The 19,997-nt window shown below is 40.7% G+C and carries 16 protein-coding genes and 3 pseudogenes; 7 read left to right on the forward strand and 12 right to left on the reverse strand.

Translation table 11 applies throughout. The annotated features are described in order from the left end of the window. Positions 1-109: 109 nt before the first annotated feature. Together AC0L6H_RS09100 and AC0L6H_RS09105 are read left to right on the forward strand one after the other, a co-directional pair. Positions 110-790, forward strand: a complete 681-nt coding sequence (locus AC0L6H_RS09100) for a choice-of-anchor E domain-containing protein (RefSeq protein ID WP_473393917.1) — start codon at positions 110-112, stop codon at positions 788-790. Between the two features lie 196 nt (positions 791-986). Further along, the gene (locus AC0L6H_RS09105; RefSeq protein ID WP_473393918.1) at positions 987-2,183 is read left to right on the forward strand and encodes a serine hydrolase domain-containing protein; all 1,197 of its coding nucleotides are present in this window, start codon (positions 987-989) and stop codon (positions 2,181-2,183) included. Positions 2,184-2,249: 66 nt separating this feature from the next. Here AC0L6H_RS09105 and gorA read toward each other — a convergent pair whose 3' ends face one another. Beyond that, positions 2,250-3,608: a glutathione-disulfide reductase gene (gorA, locus tag AC0L6H_RS09110; RefSeq protein ID WP_473393919.1), complete on the reverse strand. Its 1,359-nt coding sequence runs from the start codon at positions 3,606-3,608 to the stop codon at positions 2,250-2,252. A 235-nt stretch (positions 3,609-3,843) separates the two neighbouring features. Here gorA and prlC point away from each other — a divergent pair, with 235 nt between their 5' ends. Then, positions 3,844-5,925: an oligopeptidase A gene (prlC, locus tag AC0L6H_RS09115; protein WP_473393920.1), complete on the forward strand. Its 2,082-nt coding sequence runs from the start codon at positions 3,844-3,846 to the stop codon at positions 5,923-5,925. A 137-nt stretch (positions 5,926-6,062) separates the two neighbouring features. Next, a complete protein-coding gene (locus tag AC0L6H_RS09120) occupies positions 6,063-7,874 on the forward strand; it encodes a PAS domain S-box protein (protein ID WP_473393921.1) in 1,812 nt (603 codons plus the stop codon). A gap of 54 nt (positions 7,875-7,928) precedes the next feature. Here AC0L6H_RS09120 and AC0L6H_RS09125 read toward each other — a convergent pair whose 3' ends face one another. The 3 genes and pseudogenes from AC0L6H_RS09125 to AC0L6H_RS09135 form a co-directional block, all read right to left on the reverse strand. Then, positions 7,929-10,157: an EAL domain-containing protein gene (locus tag AC0L6H_RS09125; RefSeq protein ID WP_473393922.1), complete on the reverse strand. Its 2,229-nt coding sequence runs from the start codon at positions 10,155-10,157 to the stop codon at positions 7,929-7,931. After that, positions 10,157-10,324: a response regulator gene (locus AC0L6H_RS09130; protein WP_473393923.1), complete on the reverse strand. Its 168-nt coding sequence runs from the start codon at positions 10,322-10,324 to the stop codon at positions 10,157-10,159. Before AC0L6H_RS09130 ends, AC0L6H_RS09125 begins: the two co-directional genes overlap by 1 nt. Positions 10,325-10,535: 211 nt before the next feature. After that, positions 10,536-10,784, reverse strand: a pseudogene (locus AC0L6H_RS09135) (DNA-3-methyladenine glycosylase I); the annotation flags it as partial. On the opposite strand from AC0L6H_RS09135, the pseudogene AC0L6H_RS09140 reads away from it, so the two are divergent. Then, positions 10,772-11,104: pseudogene (locus tag AC0L6H_RS09140) on the forward strand (M3 family metallopeptidase); the annotation flags it as partial. The pseudogenes AC0L6H_RS09135 and AC0L6H_RS09140 overlap by 13 nt on opposite strands. Before the next feature lie 189 nt (positions 11,105-11,293). Further along, positions 11,294-11,779, forward strand: a complete 486-nt coding sequence (locus tag AC0L6H_RS09145; protein WP_473393924.1) for a histidine kinase dimerization/phosphoacceptor domain -containing protein — start codon at positions 11,294-11,296, stop codon at positions 11,777-11,779. Here the strand turns inward: AC0L6H_RS09145 and AC0L6H_RS09150 are convergent. Together AC0L6H_RS09150 and AC0L6H_RS09155 are read right to left on the reverse strand one after the other, a co-directional pair. Beyond that, complete coding sequence (locus AC0L6H_RS09150) at positions 11,751-13,715, reverse strand: putative bifunctional diguanylate cyclase/phosphodiesterase (protein WP_473393925.1); 1,965 nt, start codon at positions 13,713-13,715, stop codon at positions 11,751-11,753. The two genes, AC0L6H_RS09145 and AC0L6H_RS09150, sit on opposite strands and share 29 nt — an antisense overlap. Positions 13,716-13,723: 8 nt before the next feature. After that, a complete protein-coding gene (locus AC0L6H_RS09155) occupies positions 13,724-13,951 on the reverse strand; it encodes a YgaP family membrane protein (protein WP_473393926.1) in 228 nt (75 codons plus the stop codon). A gap of 576 nt (positions 13,952-14,527) precedes the next feature. On the opposite strand from AC0L6H_RS09155, the gene tmpT reads away from it, so the two are divergent. Then, the gene (tmpT, locus tag AC0L6H_RS09160; RefSeq protein ID WP_473393928.1) at positions 14,528-15,172 is read left to right on the forward strand and encodes a thiopurine S-methyltransferase; all 645 of its coding nucleotides are present in this window, start codon (positions 14,528-14,530) and stop codon (positions 15,170-15,172) included. 129 nt (positions 15,173-15,301) lie between these two features. Here tmpT and AC0L6H_RS09165 read toward each other — a convergent pair whose 3' ends face one another. From AC0L6H_RS09165 to AC0L6H_RS09190, 6 genes and pseudogenes are all read right to left on the reverse strand, one after another. Next, complete coding sequence (locus tag AC0L6H_RS09165; RefSeq protein ID WP_473393929.1) at positions 15,302-16,894, reverse strand: hypothetical protein; 1,593 nt, start codon at positions 16,892-16,894, stop codon at positions 15,302-15,304. A 361-nt stretch (positions 16,895-17,255) separates the two neighbouring features. Beyond that, positions 17,256-17,498 (reverse strand): annotated as a pseudogene (locus tag AC0L6H_RS09170) (transposase); the annotation flags it as partial. Between the two features lie 215 nt (positions 17,499-17,713). Next, positions 17,714-18,403 carry an EAL domain-containing protein gene (locus AC0L6H_RS09175; RefSeq protein ID WP_473393931.1) on the reverse strand — a complete coding sequence of 230 codons (690 nt, stop codon included), beginning with the start codon at positions 18,401-18,403 and terminating at the stop codon, positions 17,714-17,716. Then, positions 18,388-18,699: a hypothetical protein gene (locus AC0L6H_RS09180; RefSeq protein ID WP_473393932.1), complete on the reverse strand. Its 312-nt coding sequence runs from the start codon at positions 18,697-18,699 to the stop codon at positions 18,388-18,390. The genes AC0L6H_RS09175 and AC0L6H_RS09180 overlap by 16 nt, the downstream gene beginning before the upstream one ends. Before the next feature lie 8 nt (positions 18,700-18,707). Further along, complete coding sequence (locus AC0L6H_RS09185; RefSeq protein WP_473393933.1) at positions 18,708-18,935, reverse strand: YgaP family membrane protein; 228 nt, start codon at positions 18,933-18,935, stop codon at positions 18,708-18,710. Positions 18,936-19,126: 191 nt separating this feature from the next. Continuing rightward, the gene (locus AC0L6H_RS09190) at positions 19,127-19,816 is read right to left on the reverse strand and encodes a DNA-3-methyladenine glycosylase I (protein WP_473393934.1); all 690 of its coding nucleotides are present in this window, start codon (positions 19,814-19,816) and stop codon (positions 19,127-19,129) included. Between the last annotated feature and the right edge of the window lie 181 nt (positions 19,817-19,997).

Consider the following 19,997-nt stretch of genomic DNA (forward strand, 5'->3'; position numbering starts at 1 on the left):
ATAAAAGGCTGAAATACATACATAAAAAACATGGCATAGAACGTGCTAAATATTGGTTGGTGGTGGCAAATTGCCATCGATGTAACTAACGATATAAGGGCCTTCCCAGATGTTAAAGCAAATACTATGTAGTACCGCTTTATTGTGTATAGCCGGATATGCAAATGCAGGAGTTGTTACTCAAAACTTCACTGTAGAAAAAACAACAACTAATTTTAAAGAGCAGGTTGAATACGAGCTTTTTGACACCTTAGGGGGTCAGCGTAAGCTTGAATCTGTCGAAATTACTCTTTTAGCAAAAGCTGAAGCTCACGCTGAAGCTGAAAATAGAAGCAGGAGCAGTGCCGATACGGTTACCGCTACGGTCTCTGCTATTATTGCGCTGATTGACTTAGCTGGCGACATTATTATTGAAGCTGCACCCTCAGAGTCCTCAACAAAAGTCTTAGCTGTTTACGATGGCGTAAGTGATTTTGATGGCCCTTCTGGGTCAACCTTTGTCGGACTTGATGCCAGTGAGACAGTCAGTAAGTTCTTTACCGACACAGCGTCCTTACTTGCGTTTATCGACATGGGTACATCAACCAGTAGCGTAGAGTTTGACGCTAGCGCATTAAGTAAGGTGACCGGTGGCGGTAATTTAATGTCGGGCATTAGTACCTTTTCAAGCGGCGCCATAACCATAGAGTACAAATACTCAGACTCAGTTGAAGTTTCTGCACCAGCGCATCTTGCACTTTTAGGGATGGGCTTGTTAACGTTGGCAGGATTACGAAAGTTCAAAGCTTAATAAATTGATACTGTAATAGAAAAACCGCCAAATATTTGGCGGTTTTTTTTGATGTAACTTTATTCTCTATCGCCTTTCTTATATTCAAATCTACGCGTAGCTTCTTCACACACATAAAGATTATGTTAATCTACAATAAGTTTATGTGCTGGCTAGTGCTTAGGTCATCTACTCGCCTAGAAAAGGAAATATCATTGTGAAAAACAACACCGTTTTGCGTACCGTCGTGCTCATTGTTGGAAGTTTACTGTTATTACTATCTGTATTCCTTTGGTGGATGGGTCCCGATTTTCGCGCACTGCTGCTTGACCCGCCAAAAGATAAACAGATTTTGTTTTGGACCCAAAGCCAACGTGATTTGGGTTTTAAAATGTTAGATGAAGTGCCGTTTCTGATAGAGTCACGACAAATAACACCCAGCACGAATGTTCGCGCCTTACCAGAAGGCGAGCCACTTTCTCTTAGTGAGGATATGAACGCCTTTTTTGATGAGCAGAACCTTTCAGGCATGCTTGTTTTGCATAAAGGTAAGATACGTTATGAGCAATATGGCTTAGGTCACTCTCCTGATAAACGTTGGACAAGCTTTTCGGTGGCTAAATCCTTCACTTCTAGCTTAGTCGGTATCGCGATTAAAGAAGGGCACATTAATAGTATTAACGATAGTGTTTCTAGCTATATTAATGGCTTAGAAGGTTCGGCATATGATGATGTAACCATTGCCCAGTTATTGACCATGACTTCTGGTGTAAAGTGGTATGAGAATTACTCTGATCCAAATTCTGATGTTGCTAAATTTAATAACCACGCAGCGCAAGACGGTCTTCCCACCATCGTAAGTTATATGCGTAAATTAGAAAGAGCGCATCCACCCGGTGAAACTTGGCTATATTCTACTGGCGAAACCAATCTTATTGGTATATTGGTAGCACAAGCGACAGGACGTACATTAAGTGACTATCTTAGTGAAAAAATTTGGCAGCCTTTTGGCATGGAAAACAAAGCAAGCTGGTTATTAGGGCCCGATGGCAACGAAATTTCAGGCTGCTGTATTCAAGCAAGCTTAAGAGACTATGCCCGTTACGGCTTATTCATACTTGAAAATGGCAGTGTAAATGGTGAGTCGGTGTTACCTGAGGGCTGGATTGCTGAGGCTACGACCAAAAAGACGGAAATTGGTAAAGCAGGCAGAGGCTACGGTTATCAGTGGTGGACCTTTGATGATGGCAGTTTCACTGCGCGGGGAATTTTTGGGCAAACCATCTTTATTGACCCAACGCGTGATTTGGTGGTGGCAATGAATGGAAACTGGCAAGTGGCAAGCGATAACGCTCTGAATGATAAAAGGTTTGAATTTATTGATAAAATTAGAGCTAGCATTGACCGTGACTAGCTAATAAAAAAGCTTAGCTTTTTAGGGCTAAGCTTTTTTATTAGATTTAAAGACAATACAAGTCGTCTAGCTTAGCGTAACAAACTCCTCTGCAGAGGTTGGATGTATCGCAACACAGGCGTCAAAATCTGCTTTCGTCGCCCCCATTTTCATGGCTACGCCAAAGCCTTGTAAAATTTCATCCATTGCATAACCAATTCCGTGTAGGCCAACGACTTTTTGTTCTGGGCCTGCGCAAATAAGTTTCATTTTAGTTGCTTGTCGATGGGTGGTTACTGCGGTATACATTGCGGCAAAGCTTGAATTATAGACCTTTAGATCATCTCCATATTGCTCTTTTGCCTCGGCTTCAGTCAAGCCAATTGTACCTATGGTAGGATGGCTAAATACAACCGTGGGAATGAGATCATAGTCCATGTGCGCATCGTGTTGATTATTAAATAATCTTTCAGATAGTAATCTCCCGGCTTTCACTGCAACTGGGGTCAAGTCCACTTTTCCGATATTATCGCCAACCGCATAAATAGTGTTTGCGCTGGTATTTTGGTATTTATCGACTTTAATGTAGCCTCGTTCGTCAAGCTCAACATCAGTATTGTGAATATCAATTTTATCGTTAGCGGGTTCTCTTCCAATTGCCCAAATCAGGACGTCGGCTTCTAGACTGCGATCGCCATTTAAATGAACTTTTAAACTTTTGTCTGCTAATTCTTCTATCTTTTCAACTTCAGAAAAATTATGTAATTGAATGCCTTCTTCTTGCATCATCTCGCTAAGCGTGTCTGATAACATATCATCAAAACTACGCAGCGCTTTGCCGCGGCGCACAACTAAATGGGTTTCACTCCCTAAAGAATGTAACACGCCTGCAAGTTCTACTGCGATGTATCCGGCGCCAACTACCACAACGCGCTTAGGTTGATGCGCCAACGCGAAAAAGCCATCAGAATCGATACCAAGTTCAGCGCCAGGAATGGCAGGCTTTATAGGGCGACCGCCAGTGGCGATGGTGATGTGATCGGCAGTATAGACAACGCCATCAACGTCAATAGTGTGGTTGTCGATAAACTTAGCGAAACCCTTTATTAAGGTAACGCCATTGCCACCTAAAACACGGTCGTATGATTGATGAATGCGCGAAATGTAAGCATCTCGACTCTCTACCAATTTTTCCCAACTAAATTTGTTTAGGGTAACGTCAAAGCCGTAATCGGATGAATATTTGTGAATAGCTTCGGCCACTTGTGCCCCATACCACATTGCTTTTTTAGGCACGCAGCCTACGTTAACGCATGTGCCACCAATATCTTTTGCTTCAATAATCGCTACCTTTTGGCCATAGCGGGAAGCACGATTAGCAGAGGCAATACCGCCACTACCGCCACCAATACAAATGTAATCATAATGCGTGTTTGAATCTGTCATAAATTCCCAATAAGTCGTGGTGTTGAAAGAAGAATTCTAGCTTGAATCATAAAACCATGTTCAAGCTGAAATAATAAGAGTATGCCCACTAGACCGAGCAATTCAAGTTTTCATTGCATTTTTCATTATGCTGTCTTATTGGGAATATAAATATTCACCAATTTGTGTGTTGTAATCTGTTTATCTAACCCCACTGAAGTATACTTGTTATCTATTTTCGAAAGAGCGTATTTTCATGAGCATAAATAAAATATCGAGCGACCAAGCATTAAGCGACTTGTCTAATAATCCCGTTTTCTCTGCCATTGACCCTAGTTCTGTAGTAACAGATGTTAAGGATGCAATCGCCCATTGTATGTCGGTTATCGAAGAAACTGTTGAATCAGCTGAGGTGTCTTTTGCCAATGTGGTAACTAAACTTGAGGAGGCAGACGATCAATTAGGCCATGTTTTTTCTCCCGTTTCACATATGAACTCAGTCGTTAGCAGTGATGAGCTTCGCGCCGCCCATGATGCATGCTTGCCTTTACTATCAGAATACTCGACCTATGTTGGGCAACACCAAGGCTTATGCGATTTATACAAAGCCTTAGCTGACTCTGATGAATTTGATACTTTATCGCTCGCGCAGCAAAAAGTAGTGACTAACGCGGTACGAGACTTTGAGTTGTCGGGCGTAGCTTTACCCGATGATAAGAAAAAAGAATATGCTCGCATCAGTGCGCGTTTATCGGACTTAGCATCGCAATTTTCAAATAACCTTATGGACTCAACCTTAGCTTACACTAAACATGTAACGAATAAAGAAGACTTGGCGGGCTTGCCACAGAGCGCCTTAGACGCAGCCATGCAAGCAGCTCACGAAAAAGATCTTGAAGGTTATCTATTTACTTTAGATATTCCGAGTTATTTACCCGTCATGATGTACTGTGAAAACCGCAAATTAAGAGAAGAGATGTATAGGGCATACGTAACGCGTGCGTCAGATCAAGACGGTGACAGTGTCGCCTCAGAAGCTGGTAAATTTGATAATGCTGGCATTATCGATGAATCCCTTGCGTTAAAACACGAAATTGCCAACCTTCTGGGTTTCGAAAATTATGCAGACTATTCACTTGCCACTAAAATGGCTGAAAATACAGAACAAGTCATTCATTTTTTAGAAGACTTAGCAAAAAAATCAAAACCTCAAGCGCTGAAAGAAAAGCAAGAAATTGAACAATTTGCATTAGAAGAATTTGGCGCATCTGACCTTCAAGCTTGGGATATTAGTTTTTATGCTGAAAAGCTTAAACAAGCTAAATACTCGGTGTCGGATGAAGAATTAAGACCCTATTTCCCAGAGCGAAAGGTCCTTGGTGGTTTATTTAAAGTAGTGTCGCGTTTGTTTGGTCTTGAGGTTAATGAAGTTAGCAACGTCGATACATGGCACAAAGACGTACGCTATTTTGAAATTACAGATAAGCTAGGCCAATTGCGCGGCGCATTTTACTTAGATTTGTATGCCAGAGCTAAAAAAAGAGGTGGCGCTTGGATGGACGATTGTCGAGTACGTCGAACCAAACTTGATGGCAAACTACAAACCCCCGTTGCCTATTTAACCTGTAATTTCTCAGGCCCGGTGGGTGACAAGCCCGCATTATTCACTCATGATGAAGTGATTACTTTGTTTCATGAGTTTGGACATGGCATTCATCATATGCTGACGAAAGTAGACGTAGCTGGTGTATCTGGCATCAATGGCGTTGCGTGGGATGCGGTTGAACTACCTAGTCAGTTTTTGGAGAACTGGTGCTGGCAGCCCGAAGCCTTAGCCTTTATTTCTGGGCATTTTGAGACTTACGACCCACTTCCACAAGACCTACTTGATAAAATGTTAGCTGCGCGTAATTTTCAGTCCGCTATGCAAATGGTAAGGCAACTTGAGTTCAGTTTGTTTGATATTAAATTACACCAAGGTTTAAAAGAAAATCAAACTGTGCAGTCCGTTTTAGACGATGTTAGAGAGCAAGTGTCGGTCAGTATCCCGCCACGTTTCAATCGCTTCCAAAATGGCTTTGGGCATATTTTTGCAGGTGGCTACGCGGCTGGCTATTATAGCTACAAATGGGCTGAAGTACTTTCCGCAGATGCTTTCTCTCGCTTTGAAGAAGAAGGCATTTTCAATCAACAGACTGGGCAAGACTTCTTAAATTGTGTGTTGGAGCAGGGTGGGTCAAAAGAACCGATGGAGCTATTCAAGGCATTTAGAGGGCGTGAACCAAACACTGATGCTCTTATCCGTCACTCGGGTATTGAAAGTGCAGATCTAGCGTAAGCGGCCGAAATACGCACGCAGATTAAGTGACCAAAAATAAGTTACTGAGCGTACTCTACTTTTAGCGAAGGTTATGTTTACACTTCACAAATTGAAGACTATGCTCGGTTGGGTATTGACTGCTTGATAGGTGCTTTATGTTGGAACAACTGACCGCGTATACATTTGCGCATTTTATCGAAAGACTACCGGTAGCCATTGCCTGCTTTGATGAAGAACGGCGGTATATTGCACTTAATGAAGCCTGCGCTGAAATCAATGGGGTCGCTCGCGAAAAAACCTTGGGTAAACCAATTGAAGAGGTGGTTCCTGATTTAGTTGACGTTCTCACCCCGATATTTGATAAGATTTATTTTCATGGTGAGCATATTAAAAACACGCTCGTTGAAGGTAAAACTCCCGCATCCGATAAGTCTCGATACTGGCTAGCCAGTTATCAACCATTGCCCCTCGCCTCAGGTAAGAAAGGGCTGTTAGTTACCGCTGAAGAGGTTACTCAACAACTCTTTGCGACTAAATCGGCTGAGACTAACAAGCGCTTATTAACCGACGTGCTCAATAGCTTATTCACCTTTGTTGGGCTTATGGATGCTGATGGTATATTGATAGACGCCAATAAAGCACCTCTTGATGCCGCTGGCATTGAACTTAAGGATGTAAAAGGTAAGCACTTTTGGGACTGTTATTGGTGGACCTATTCTGATGAAACGGTTGCCCGTATAAAGCTCGCGGTTAGCGATGTGCAGCAAGGTCAATCTGTTCGCTTTGACATTATCATACGAGTTGCCAGTGGTTTTCTATGGATTGATTTTATGATGGAGGGGCTCTACAACAGCGAAGGTATCTTAACGCACATCATTCCATCTGCTATAGATATCAGTGAGCGAAAAAAAGCAGAAGATAAACTAAAGCTCTCTCAATCTCGCTTTGAAATGGTAATCAACAGAACCGTTGATGGTTTAGTTGCTTGTGATGAAAACGGACTCATCCGCTTTGCAAACCATCCATTTGAAGAGATGCTAGGCAGAAAAGTGAAAGTACAACACGAGAGTCTTTTTGACTTTGTTGACGATAAAACCATTCGCGCTCGCTTTGTCGCATTAGTCGACAATGTTAGGATTAATGGTGCAGAGGAGGTGGTGAAGAATGCCAGCAAAGAGTTGACGCAAGATATTTGTGTATTAAAAACCAATCACAATCCGGTTGAAGTAGCCCTTTCTCTTTTACCTGATGGTGACGCAGTCCTTTATTTAGCAACCGTCTCAGATGTTTCGGCCTTGTACAACGCTAATAAGGCTCTAGAGAAGGCGCTAGAAGAAAAAACAGTGCTACTTAATGAAGTGCATCATCGCGTTAAAAATAATCTCCAGGTAATGTCTAGTTTACTGAGTTTACAAGCAAATAATGAAGGCACAAATGCGGCAACAAAGTCGGCTTTGCTTGATAGCCAGCGGCGTTTACAGTCAATGGCGTTAATTCATCAACTTCTCTACGAACGCGAGGATTTCCGCTATGCTAATTTGCAGCAATTTACTGAAAAATTGATACAGCTATTACAAGACTCAATGGCTAATGGTGGCCGTATAAGCGTGCAAAAACGCTTTGCTAGCGAGCCGATAATACTTACGCTTAACCAACTCGTTCCTTTTGGATTCTTAGTTACCGAATTGGTGACCAATGCATTTAAGCATGCATTTGTGAAAACAATGACTCAGGCGCCTACTATTATAGTCGCTATGTCAGCAGAAGCTAAAACTATTCGCCTTGAAGTGGCTGACAATGGCTGTGGGTATGAGGTTCAGGACGATACAAAAAACCAACTTGGCTCCCGCGCGACCCTCGGCAGTGATTTGATTGCCATTTTTTCGCGGCAACTACAGGCAAGTATCACCACAAACTCAGATAATGGGGTGACTCATGTCGTTACTTTTACTGCACAAAGCGCATAAACTACATCATGCGCTATTGTTTATCTCGCGGTGTTGCGACAACTAGTTTAGTTATCAATTCTCCAAGAATTTTAATAACTCGTGAATAGGCAAGGGTTCTGAATAATAAAAGCCTTGCATAGTGTCACAACCCATTTCAAGTAATATATCTTTTTGTTCCTGAGTCTCAACACCTTCGGCGACCACGTTATAGCCCAGTCCTTTACCCAAATCCACAATAGCGCGAGTAATTTTATTTTGTTTAGTATTCGTAGTTAACGAGCTTACAAAGCTTTTATCTATCTTCACGATATCAACCGAATAGTCATGAAGCTTAGAAAGCGATGAATAGCCTGTACCAAAATCATCAATCGCAAATTTAAAGCCTTTTTCTTGTAAGTGCTTAATTGTGCGGTCACTTCTGCTACTGTGTAAGATGGATTCTGTAATTTCAATGACGAAACCCTTAGCATCTAGTTGATAGTCTTCTAGTAACTCGCAAACGGCTTTAAAAGTATGTTCATTTTGTAATTGTTTTTCAGAAAAATTAATATTGACGTCAATATATCCGTAACCTGCCTCTATTAATTGTTTTTTCACCAAAAAACACTCATTAATGACTAAAAAGCCGAGGCTTTGTATTAAATTGCTTTCTTCGGCAACAGGGATGAAAACATCCGGTGAGATAAACCCTACATGACTGTCGTACCATCTACACAAAGCTTCAACACTCGTTATCTTGCCAGTGCGGTCGACAATAGGCTGCAAGTATACCGACAAAAGCTTTTCATTCACCGCTGCTGTTAAACCTTGTTCAATGAATATGCGGTATTGTGTTTGACTCGCCAAGTCTGCGTCGTAAAACCTGAAGGTATTTTTACCTTGTTTTTTGGCATGGTACATCGCTGAATCGGCTTGGCGAAGCAGGGCTTGTGGGTCAAACTGTTCGGCCTCAGAATAGGCGATACCTATACTACAGGACATCGGTATTTCACGGCTATTAATAACAAAGTCAAGGCTTAATAAATCAAGTACTTTTTGCGCGATATGGCCCAATTCTTCTTCGTCAAAATCCCCTGTAATGATGGCAATAAATTCGTCACCACCAATACGAACTAAATGGTCTTGCTCTCTAAATACCGATTGTAGCCTGCTAGCGAACTCTATTAATACCTTGTCTCCGATTTCGTGCCCAAGTGTGTCATTGATATTTTTAAATGCGTCTAAATCGATAAAAAATAAGGCGCTGTTATTGAAGTTGATGTCTTCACTCATCGATTTAAGTAACTTATTTAAATAAGCTCTGTTGCCAAACCCTGTTAGCGTATCTGTAAATGCGATTTTGTTTAAACTGCGTTCAGCTTCAACCAAGCGTGTAATATTGGTTAATGTAAGCACTGATTGCTCATTTTCATCAATAGTCTTCACGTTACTGACGCTTAACATGGCGTGCACTAAACTACCGTCTTTACACTTTAGGGTTACTTCAGTTTGTCGATTGACTTGTTTATTTGCGCGCGCTTCTTCGATGACACTGGTGTCGTCCTTGCGTTCTTGGAGTATAAAGTCGCCGATAGTTTTACCAATAATTTCATCTTTCGAATAACCAATCATATGTGAATAAGCAGGGTTAATATCTAGAATAAGATCTTCTTCGTTGAGAATTAACATAGCCTCTTGCATTTGACTCAGCACAGAGTTACTAATTTGGATTTTGTCGCTACTTTTTTGTTGCTCACTGACGTCCTGAATAGCGCCAATTTGAACAGAACCATTGGCGTAGCTAATGTTACTTAAAAATACATCTACATACTGTTTTACGGAGTCGTCTTGTTGTTTTAAACGCGCACGTTTATTAAATGGCGTACCCTTAGAAAGTAATGTATCTAGCGCTTCAGCATCGCGTGGCATAAACAAAGATAAGAAGTGTGTTTTGGCCATATTCTTTTTGAAACCAAGTTGCGCAAACTTCATTGTTTGAGGCACCATCGAAAATGCCTGTGTGGAAGGGTCAAATTCAAGAACGTCTAAGTCAGCGGCCTTCATTGCGACCTTTAAACGCTGCTCCGAAGCGGCTATTTTGGTTTCAAATTCAAGCCTAATTAAAGCGGTATTGATAACCGCTTTTACTTCACGTACGTTATACGGCTTTAAGATATAGCCGTAAGGGTTCGTTTTACCAATAAGTTTGATAATCTTGTCGCTAGAATAAGCGGTCAGGTAGATGATAGGTACATTGCTAATTCTGTTTATGCGCTTAGCTGCATTGATACCAGACCCACCATTTTCAAGATTAATATCCATTAACACAACGTGTGGTTGAGTTTTTTTACTAAAGCGAGCGCTTCATCTTCAGAGGATGCGAGCCCAGCGATCTTAAACTCATGCGTTTCCAGTTCTCTAGATAGATTTAAAGCTACAATAAGCTCATCTTCAACTATTAATACTTTTACAATACGGCCTTCTAACATGCTTCGCTCCTAGCGCTTCCTGCGCTGTTAAAAAATGAAACTGATACTCGTATAGGCTGAAATCAGGTCTATATTGGATTATTGCATTTGTTTTAATAAACCGTAGATAACGGTGTGTTTATATACCGTCTTTATTCTATAGTAAAGAGGAGGTGAGGTAGTTAAGTAGAATTACCTAGATATACGCATTTTTTAATAGCTACGCCTTGCCTTATGTTTTGCCAACATAATTATCTCCTGAGGAGTATGCGATCAGCATGCTCAGCTCTTGTAAAGAGTAGCCAGATTCTTTTCTCCATTGATTAAAACATGTTTGAATCGCAAGTTGAGAGCGTTTGCTGTTAATACCGCCGTCTATTAATTTGTGCGCTCTTAAGTAGCCTTCAACATCTCTGGATAATATGTAGGTATCTTTGCCAATGGCTCTTAATGCATATGGGCCAGTATTCAGTGTTAGACGAAGTGAGAGAGCAAGTATCGGTGAGTATCCCACCGCGTTTCAATCGCTTTCAAAATGGCTTTGGGCATATTTTCGCAGGAGGTTATGCTGCAGGCTACTACAGTTATAAATGGGCAGAGGTGCTTTCTGCAGATGCATTCTCTCGCTTTGAAGAAGAAGGGATTTTTAATCAACAAACCGGCCAAGACTTCTTAAATTGTGTGCTAGAGCAGGGTGGGTCAAAAGAGCCAATGGAACTATTTACGGCATTTAGAGGGCGCGAGCCAAATACAGATGCCCTTATTCGTCACTCGGGAATTGAAAGTGCTGAAGTGGCGTAGTCATACATGCGGATTTAGTAACTACTACTAGCTTATTGAGCATGCTCGACTTTTAGCAAAGGCGATGTTTACACTTCGCTAATTGGAGACTATGCTCAGTTAGGTATTGACTGCTTGATAGGTGCTTTATGATGCAACAACTAACAGCGTATACATTTGCGCATTTTATCGAAAGACTACCGGTAGCCATTGCCTCTTGCATCAGGGGAGACCGGGCTGTTAGTCACAGCAGAAGAAGTCACACAACAACTGTTTGCCACCAAATCGGCTGAAACCAACAAGCGATTATTAACCGATGTGCTCAATAGTTTATTCACGTTTGTTGGGCTTATGGATGGTGATGGTATTTTGTTAGATGCTAACAAAGCCCCCCTTGACGCCGCTGGCATTGAACTTAAGGATGTAAAGGGCAAACTATTTTGGGATTGTTTTTGGTGGACTTATTCTGATGTGTCTGATTTGTACAACGCAAATAACGCTTTAGAGAAGGCTCTAGCAAAAAAAACAGTGTTGCTCAATGAGGTTCATCATCGAGTGAAAAATAATCTGCAGGTAATGTCTAGCTTGTTAAGCTTGCAAGCGAATAATGAAGGCACAAACGCCGAAACAAAGTCGGCATTGCTCGATAGCCAAAGGCGATTGAAACCTATGGCGTTAATTCATCAACTTCTATAGCAGTTGATACATCTTCTGCTTGACTTGCTAACAAGCTATCGGTAATTTCTTTTGCTGGGCTGGGACGAGCAAAGAAAAAACCTTGCCCAATCCGACATCCCAGTTCAATCAGCTTTTGGGCTTGCTCTTCGGTTTCTATTCCTTCAGCGATAATTTCAGTGTCTAAGCTATGGCACATCGATATTATACCTTTAACTACCTTTTCACTGCGTTTATCATCAAGCATGGCAGAAATAAATGAACGGTCAATTTTTACATAATCCATGTCAAGTTCCCGCAAATATGAAAATGAACTCATACCTGTTCCAAAGTCATCTATCGATATTTTGACACCCAGTTCATGTAAGGAAGTAAATGCGTTTTGGGTGACTTTTATGTCAACCATGCTAGCACTTTCTGTAAGTTCAATTTCTAGCAAATGGGCTGGTAATTTATAAAGTGTTAATTGCTCTGAAATGTAAGGAACAAGATCAGGATCGGCTAAATTATAGGCTGATAAGTTTATCGAGATAGGAATCGATTTTATTTCTGTTTTCCACACACTTGCTTGGCGAATGGCATCAGCAATGACAAACCGACTAAAGCTATGGATGACATCACTTTGTTCAACCAAATCGATAAAATCCGCAGGACCTAGCAAACCTTCCTCAGGGTGTTGCCAGCGAGCTAGTGCTTCCGCACCGATGATACTGCCATCGGATAACGCGACTTTTGGCTGATATACTAATATAAATTGGCGCAATTCTAGTGCTTGTGTTAGTTGACCGCGCAAGAGTACTTGTCGTTCACTAAATATGGGTAATTGTTTTTGGTAAAATTCAAAACCGCTACGTAGTCTCTTCGCCTGATACATGGCAATGTCTGCGTGTTTACAAAGTGTATCGAGTTTATCACCATCTGCTGGACAACAAGCAATACCAATACTGGCACCTACGACAAATTGTGAATCGGCTAAAAGAACGGGCTGGGAGCAGCAACTCAATATACTTTGAATTAGTGGGCCAATGTCCCTATCGTCCCGCATATCAAACCAAATAACAAATTCATCTCCACCATATCGTACTAATAAATCGTTCTCCTCAATTGTACTTTGTAAGCGCTTAGCAATTATTTTTAAAAGCTCGTCGCCAATACCGTGACCAAAAGTATCATTAACATCTTTGAACTTATTTAAATCAATAATTAGTAGTGCGCCAATTGACGAACTCTTAGTAGCGATTTTTGCTAGCTGAGTTTCTATTGTGCTCTTAAAAAACTCATGTAGGTATGTACGATTTTTAAGGCCAGAGAGGCTGTCATGCATTGCTAAAAATGCAAGTTTTTGATTGTTTTCTTCAAAGCGGCGGGTAATGACTGCTGACATCGTTAAGGCTGCCCATACAGCTAACCAAAATGTTAAAAATGCAGTTATAGATAAGCGTTTTGCCACGAAATTGAGGGCTTCTTCAATGCTACTAATTTCGTAAATAACTAACAATGAAAGCTGATTAGATTGACTTCTTTTAAATTGCCAAAATAAATGTTTGTCATCTAAGACAAATGAGCCTCGTGCAAATTCAGGAAAATTGAGCAAGCTCAGTTCTGCATGTATGGCTGACATATGCGATGTCTTACTACTTGCCTCTAAGTCATTTAGTTTCAATAGCTCAAGGCCAAAAACATTGTCAGCGATGCTTAAGTACGCGTGCTGACTTTTAATGGTGTTTAGGAGTTCATCTGGGTCAGCAATAAGCTCATGCAATCGTTCAGACTCATTAAATAGCCACTGGAACTGTTTGTCGAAGTGCTTTACTTCAGTTTTCTCGGCTAAATCACTCGCTAGACGATAGGCCACTACGATAAATATTATTGAAACAAGAACGGCGAGAATAATAGAACCAAAAATTAATCTTCGCCGAAGACTTGTGTCACTAATAACTGTGTGGAGACTAGACAATGAAACGCCTACAAATTGGTATTTTTGTACGTTGATATATTGGCTAGTTTATATACTGGGCACCAGCCGACAGCAAACGATATGAAATTTAATACCGCAAAAACAACAATGACGATTTGTAGGAAAACATCACCGATCTGCTCTGCCCAGAAAACAGCAAAGACAATCATTGCGATACTAATGCCTCCTCGAATAATACGGTCGGCTAAGCATAAGTTTTTTTGAGGTAATTGCATGGTAGGCTACCCATTCTTTTTAATAAGTAGCTCTGTATCGGTCAATAAGTTATATCGATGAGTTAAAAATCGCTTATGTGATTCCAACATAATTATCCCCACTGGAGAATGCAACGAGCATGCTCAGTTCTTGCAAGGAATAAGCATCTTTTTTCCATTGATTAAAACATGCCTGAATTGCCGTTTGTGAGTATAGCCGTCATCGCAAATTGCCAACGAGATAATATTATTAACGTCTCGTTCATACTATTGCTCCCATAAAATTAACTTATCGTATAAAACTGAGTTATTCGGTAAGACGACTCAGCACATACCGTAGCAAAACAAATGATTTTTTAAGTTATTGATTTAATTGTTTTTTATTTAACACTCATTGTGAGGGAAGCTAATGATGCCAAATTTGAAAGTTAAATGTGTCATTAGTGACATAATGACAGGCTAATGAAAAATATATATGAATTTAACCATTTAACTCATAATTTCTGTCTCAGTCGGAATAGTCATAGACATTTAGCTTTTAATGAAATAATTTGCAGATATAAAGACTCAATTAAATAAAAGGATGGGAAAAGTTAAATGGAACCAGATTTCTGGCATACAAGATGGAATAACAACGAAATAGGTTTTCATGAGAAAAACGGTAACGCACTATTGAAGCGATTTTTCTCTGAGCTAACGCTAAAGCAAGGAGACACAATATTTGTCCCATTATGCGGAAAAACTCAAGATATCCCTTGGTTATTGCTACACCATATCAACGTAGTAGGTGTTGAGCTAAATGAGTCAGCGGTTAAACAGTTATTTGTTGACATGAATATTGAACCAGATATCTACGCTTTAGAAGACTTTAAATTATATCAAGCCGAAAACCTTAAGATTTATGTAGGCGATTTTTTTGCACTTACAACGCAGGAGACTGGAGAACTTAATGCTATATATGACAGAGGTGCGTTAGTCGCATTACCCTATAATATGCGCAAAATGTACTGTGATAAACTCAAATGTATCGCTCCTAAAGCGAAACATTTAACGATTTCATTTAGCTATCCTCAAGAACAATTTAAAGGGCCTCCATTTAGTGTCAATGAAGATGAAATAAAGTCGCATTACCAAGAGAACTACACCATAAGTACACTTTATTATTCGCTCGTAAAGGAACCTTTTAAAGGTTTCGAAAATGTGCACGAATCGGCTTACCTATTATTGCCAAAGATAGGTTGACATTAAATGTTGCTTTATTTGGGCAGTGCTGATTAAGCGAAATCCTTTTACACGCTCAAGTGACGCTTAGTACCAAAACGTTAACCAACTTGTGCTTAAAACGGGTTTATGCGTTTCAAAAACGCCCTATCAGTTGCCAAAACAGTGTTGCCGTGTACCATATTTGGTGGTTTCAACATCGTAACATCGCAATTTTTTTTGCTCTTGATGTTGTGGCTTCCAGTTAAATAATGCATCGTATGAAGCATTAATTTGCGCACGTCTCGCTGCTTCCCTTGCATTGGCTTCGTCCCAGATCGCTTGTTGTATTGCGTCTTCGCGCATTTTCCTGTTGTAATGCCGTTGCCAAGAGTCATGCGCGCGTGGCAGTATTTCAGGGGGTATTACAGAACAAAGGCTTTTAGTCGATACATTCCATTGAGCAAAGCGCTTTGCTAGGGCTATAAAATCAGCTTCTGCTACTGTTAACTTGCTCCAGTCATGAGCAATATTTTTTGCATACCATATAGCCGCATTACAGTTCGAACCTTCACGAAAATCGGTATCGGAAAAGGTTTGATTTCGCCACATCCACTGCTTTGCAAAGGCTTGCAGTTCTCTCTCCTGATTTAATTTAGGTTTGCTCTCACGAAATTCAATATCCGCGCCATAGGCCTGAAATAAACGGATATCCTGGGCTTCGATCCAATTACTTAAATTATCTGGCATGGCCGGACATACTTGTCCTGCTTTTTGTGCACTTTCGAATTTTATTGCCCATGCAATTGCGTTATCAGGTATTTTTCCTTCAATCAAACTGAGAGGAGTACGATTGACGCCGTTAAATATGTAGCTATAAGCAATTTGGCAAGCGTCAAGAGAACCCAAACGCTCTTTGTCGTTGCGAGATAGCAGTTGTTTGCGATGCGCGTCGCGCGTGTAAGCTAGACTAGCTTGCTCTTTATTAGCAAGCTCCTTTTGTGGCAGTTCTGTTTCTGCCGTGAGCATAGCTGAAGCTGACTTTTCTGCGTAACCATTTGCATCATAAAACGCCATAAAAGCAGGTTTGAGCTCGTTAGGTATCACAGAGCAAACGCTAGGCTTGTTTTTTGGACTATAACGAAGATTGTTTTCTAAATTGTAGACAATAAGACCCCAAGGCAAATAATGAGTAATTTGCGATGCTGTCATTGTCGGAGCGTCTGAGGCATATCGGCGTCCTTTAAAATGCAGTGTACGAGCTGCATTCCTGCAGATTTCCATCGGTAAACTAACCTTTTCTAAACTCACGTCTTCAAGGGTAATTCCTTCTCCTGCTGCACCGAAACAGTCACCAATCTCACTCATAGCAAAACGAATTGCATTATACGGCGGCGTTTGTTTAAAAAATGCCTGTGTTAATGGGCCGGCCCCCTTCATCCGATTAGGGCCAGTGAGTTCTTGAACCACCATCTGATTTGTATCTAAACCACAATCTCTCGTGCCATCTAAGCACTTGGCAAATTTTTCAAGATCCAAATACTGACGATTATTGGCAAACTGCGGTCCTTCGATATACCAAGCTAGGATCATTGCACCGTCTGTGTAAAATGGTAAAGCGTTGGTTCTTGGATTTGGCTTAAGAAAGTTTTCAGAAATTAGACAATTAGGGTTTTGTTCGAGCGGAGACCATTGAGTTTCGGCGTTAACAGCGTTGCAAAAAGCCATACATACAACAACAAAAGATAATAGTTTTAAAAACACGCTGACCTCTCTAACACCTTCAGACAAATTTGAAGTTGGTGGAAAAATTTGGCTATTTTTGTATCAATTAACCAGTCAGAAAGCAAGCTTTTATAAAGCTAGCAATTTGTCTTTGCTTCTTACTTGCGAGTGCAGTAGAAATAATCAGCTTGACAATAGGGGCGTCTATACGAGAAGACATAGACGCCCCAACCCAAACAACAATGTATGCTTTGAACCATTAATTTGTTTAAAGTAGAGGGTGAACAAAACCAACACTACAAGTGAGGCGTCTACGACAAATAATATACATCGGCCTTGACGTTGATGATGCAAATTTTTACGGCTGCGCTCTAGAGCCATCTACATCTAGTGGCAAATTGAGGTAACTGTTTTCCATGTCGCGTTGTACTAAACCGACTTTTTCTAAATATCGAGCAATGCGTTGGCTGATGGTATGCACCAGTTCGACCATGTCATCATGCGTTGGGGCCTTTATTCGGGTAAATGTCGTGCCACCCCATGGATTTTCACTTACTGCACCTTCTAAGAACAGCATATGAAAATGGATGTTCAAATTGAGGGCGCTACCGAAGCGTTGAATGAGGGTAACAGCCCCTGTTTTTTGAAGAGATGGTAGGCAAAAAGGTAAGAGTGCAGCACGAAAGTCTGTTTGATTATATTGACGACAAAACCATGCGCGATAGGTTCGCCACTCTAGTTGATAGTGTCGTTACCAGAGGGGTAGACGAGCTTGTTTAAGACAACAATAAAGAATTAACACAGGATATTTGTGTATTAAAAACCAACCTAAATCCGGTTGAAGTTGCATTGTCCCCCTTACCCAATCCGACATCCCAGTTCAATCAGCTTTTGGGCTTGCTCTTCGGTTTCTATTCCTTCAGCGATAATTTCAGTGTCTAAGCTATGGCACATCGATATTATACCTTTAACTACCTTTTCACTGCGTTTATCATCAAGCATGGCAGAAATAAATGAACGGTCAATTTTTACATAATCCATGTCAAGTTCCCGCAAATATGAAAATGAACTCATACCTGTTCCAAAGTCATCTATCGATATTTTGACACCCAGTTCATGTAAGGAAGTAAATGCGTTTTGGGTGACTTTTATGTCAACCATGCTAGCACTTTCTGTAAGTTCAATTTCTAGCAAATGGGCTGGTAATTTATAAAGTGTTAATTGCTCTGAAATGTAAGGAACAAGATCAGGATCGGCTAAATTATAGGCTGATAAGTTTATCGAGATAGGAATCGATTTTATTTCTGTTTTCCACACACTTGCTTGGCGAATGGCATCAGCAATGACAAACCGACTAAAGCTATGGATGACATCACTTTGTTCAACCAAATCGATAAAATCCGCAGGACCTAGCAAACCTTCCTCAGGGTGTTGCCAGCGAGCTAGTGCTTCCGCACCGATGATACTGCCATCGGATAACGCGACTTTTGGCTGATATACTAATATAAATTGGCGCAATTCTAGTGCTTGCGTTAGTTGACCGCGCAAGAGTCCTTGTCGTTCACTAAATATGGGTAATTGTTTAAGTACGCGTGCAGACTTTTAATGGTGTTTAGGAGTTCATCTGGGTCAGCAACAAGCTCATGCAATCGTTCAGACTCATTAAATAGCCACTGGAACTGTTTGTCGAAGTGCTTTACTTCAGTTTTCTCGGCTAAATCACTCGCTAGACGATAGGCCACTACGATAAATATGATTGACACAATAACGGCGAGAATAATGGAACCAAAAATTAATCTTCGCCGAAGACTTGTGTCACTAACCACGGTGTGGAGATTAGACAATGAAACGCCTACAAATTGGTTTTTTTGTACGTTGATATATTGGCTAGTTTATATACTGGGCACCAGCCGACAGCAAACGATATTAAATTTAATACCGCAAAGACAACTATGATGATTTGTAGAAAAACATCACCGATCTGCTCTGCCCAGAAAACAGCAAAGACAATCATTGCGATACTAATGCCTCCTCGAATAATACGATCGGCTAAGCATAAGTTCTTATGAGGTAATTGCATGGTAGGCTACCCATTCTTTATTATAAGTAGCTCTGTATCGGTCAATTAGTTATTTCGATGAGTTAAAAATCGCTAGCTTTAGTCTATTTTGTGTTTACGCGAAATTGCTAAAACTTGAAGTCCTTATAGCGTTTCATTCATATTGTGTTTAACTAATAAAAGCTTGGTCGCAGATAGTGGTCAATAATGGCCTATGTGACCCCAACATAATTATCCCCACTAGAGAATGCAACGAGCATGCTCAGTTCTTGCAATGAATAAGCAGACTCTTTTCTCCATTGATTAAAACATGCCTGAATTGCTGTTTGTGAGCGCTTACTATTGATGCCGCCATCTATTAACTTGTGTGCTCTAAAGTAGGCTTCAACGTCTCTGGAAACTATGTAAGTATCTTTGCCAATAGCTCTCAATGCATATGGGCCAGTATTTCCACCAAGACGCTCACCGTGCGTTTTTAAGTATACCCATAGTCCAATAGTATCTTCGCTATCCCAGTCGGCGAGCCATTTGCCCACGCTCCCATGCTGGTTAATGATATCTTTGAGCATTAAGGCATTACTACGAATGGTACGAACTTTATTCAAATTCCTGATGATGGCGGGGTCGGTCGCCTTTTTTTCTAACATTTCATCGGGCATCATAAGGATTTTATCTATATCAAACTGCCAAAAAACCTCCTCGAAATTAGGCCATTTTTGCCTAACCACACGCCAAACAAAGCCCGATTGAAACACTTTTTTAGTCAGTTCAGACAGGACTACTGCGTCTTCAACTTTATATAGCTCTTGCTTACTTTTAGGTTTTGTTAGCAATTTATTAAGCGCGGAATGTCCACCTTTTCGTTTTGCAGCACGCGCATAGATTGTTTGAAATTTTTCCATTACAAAACCTGTATTTTTGTATTTACTTTACCCTATCCGAAAACGAAGGTTTTTGCAGATGAGATCAGTTTAAAATTTAAATAGACAAATTGTATCAGTGAATATAGGTGAAACTCAGCGACTGGACTAGTTCATTATATAGGAAGCGATAAGAAATAAGCCTACTCTTTTATGCGCCAAA

Source organism: Glaciecola sp. G7-5, assembly GCF_055808975.1.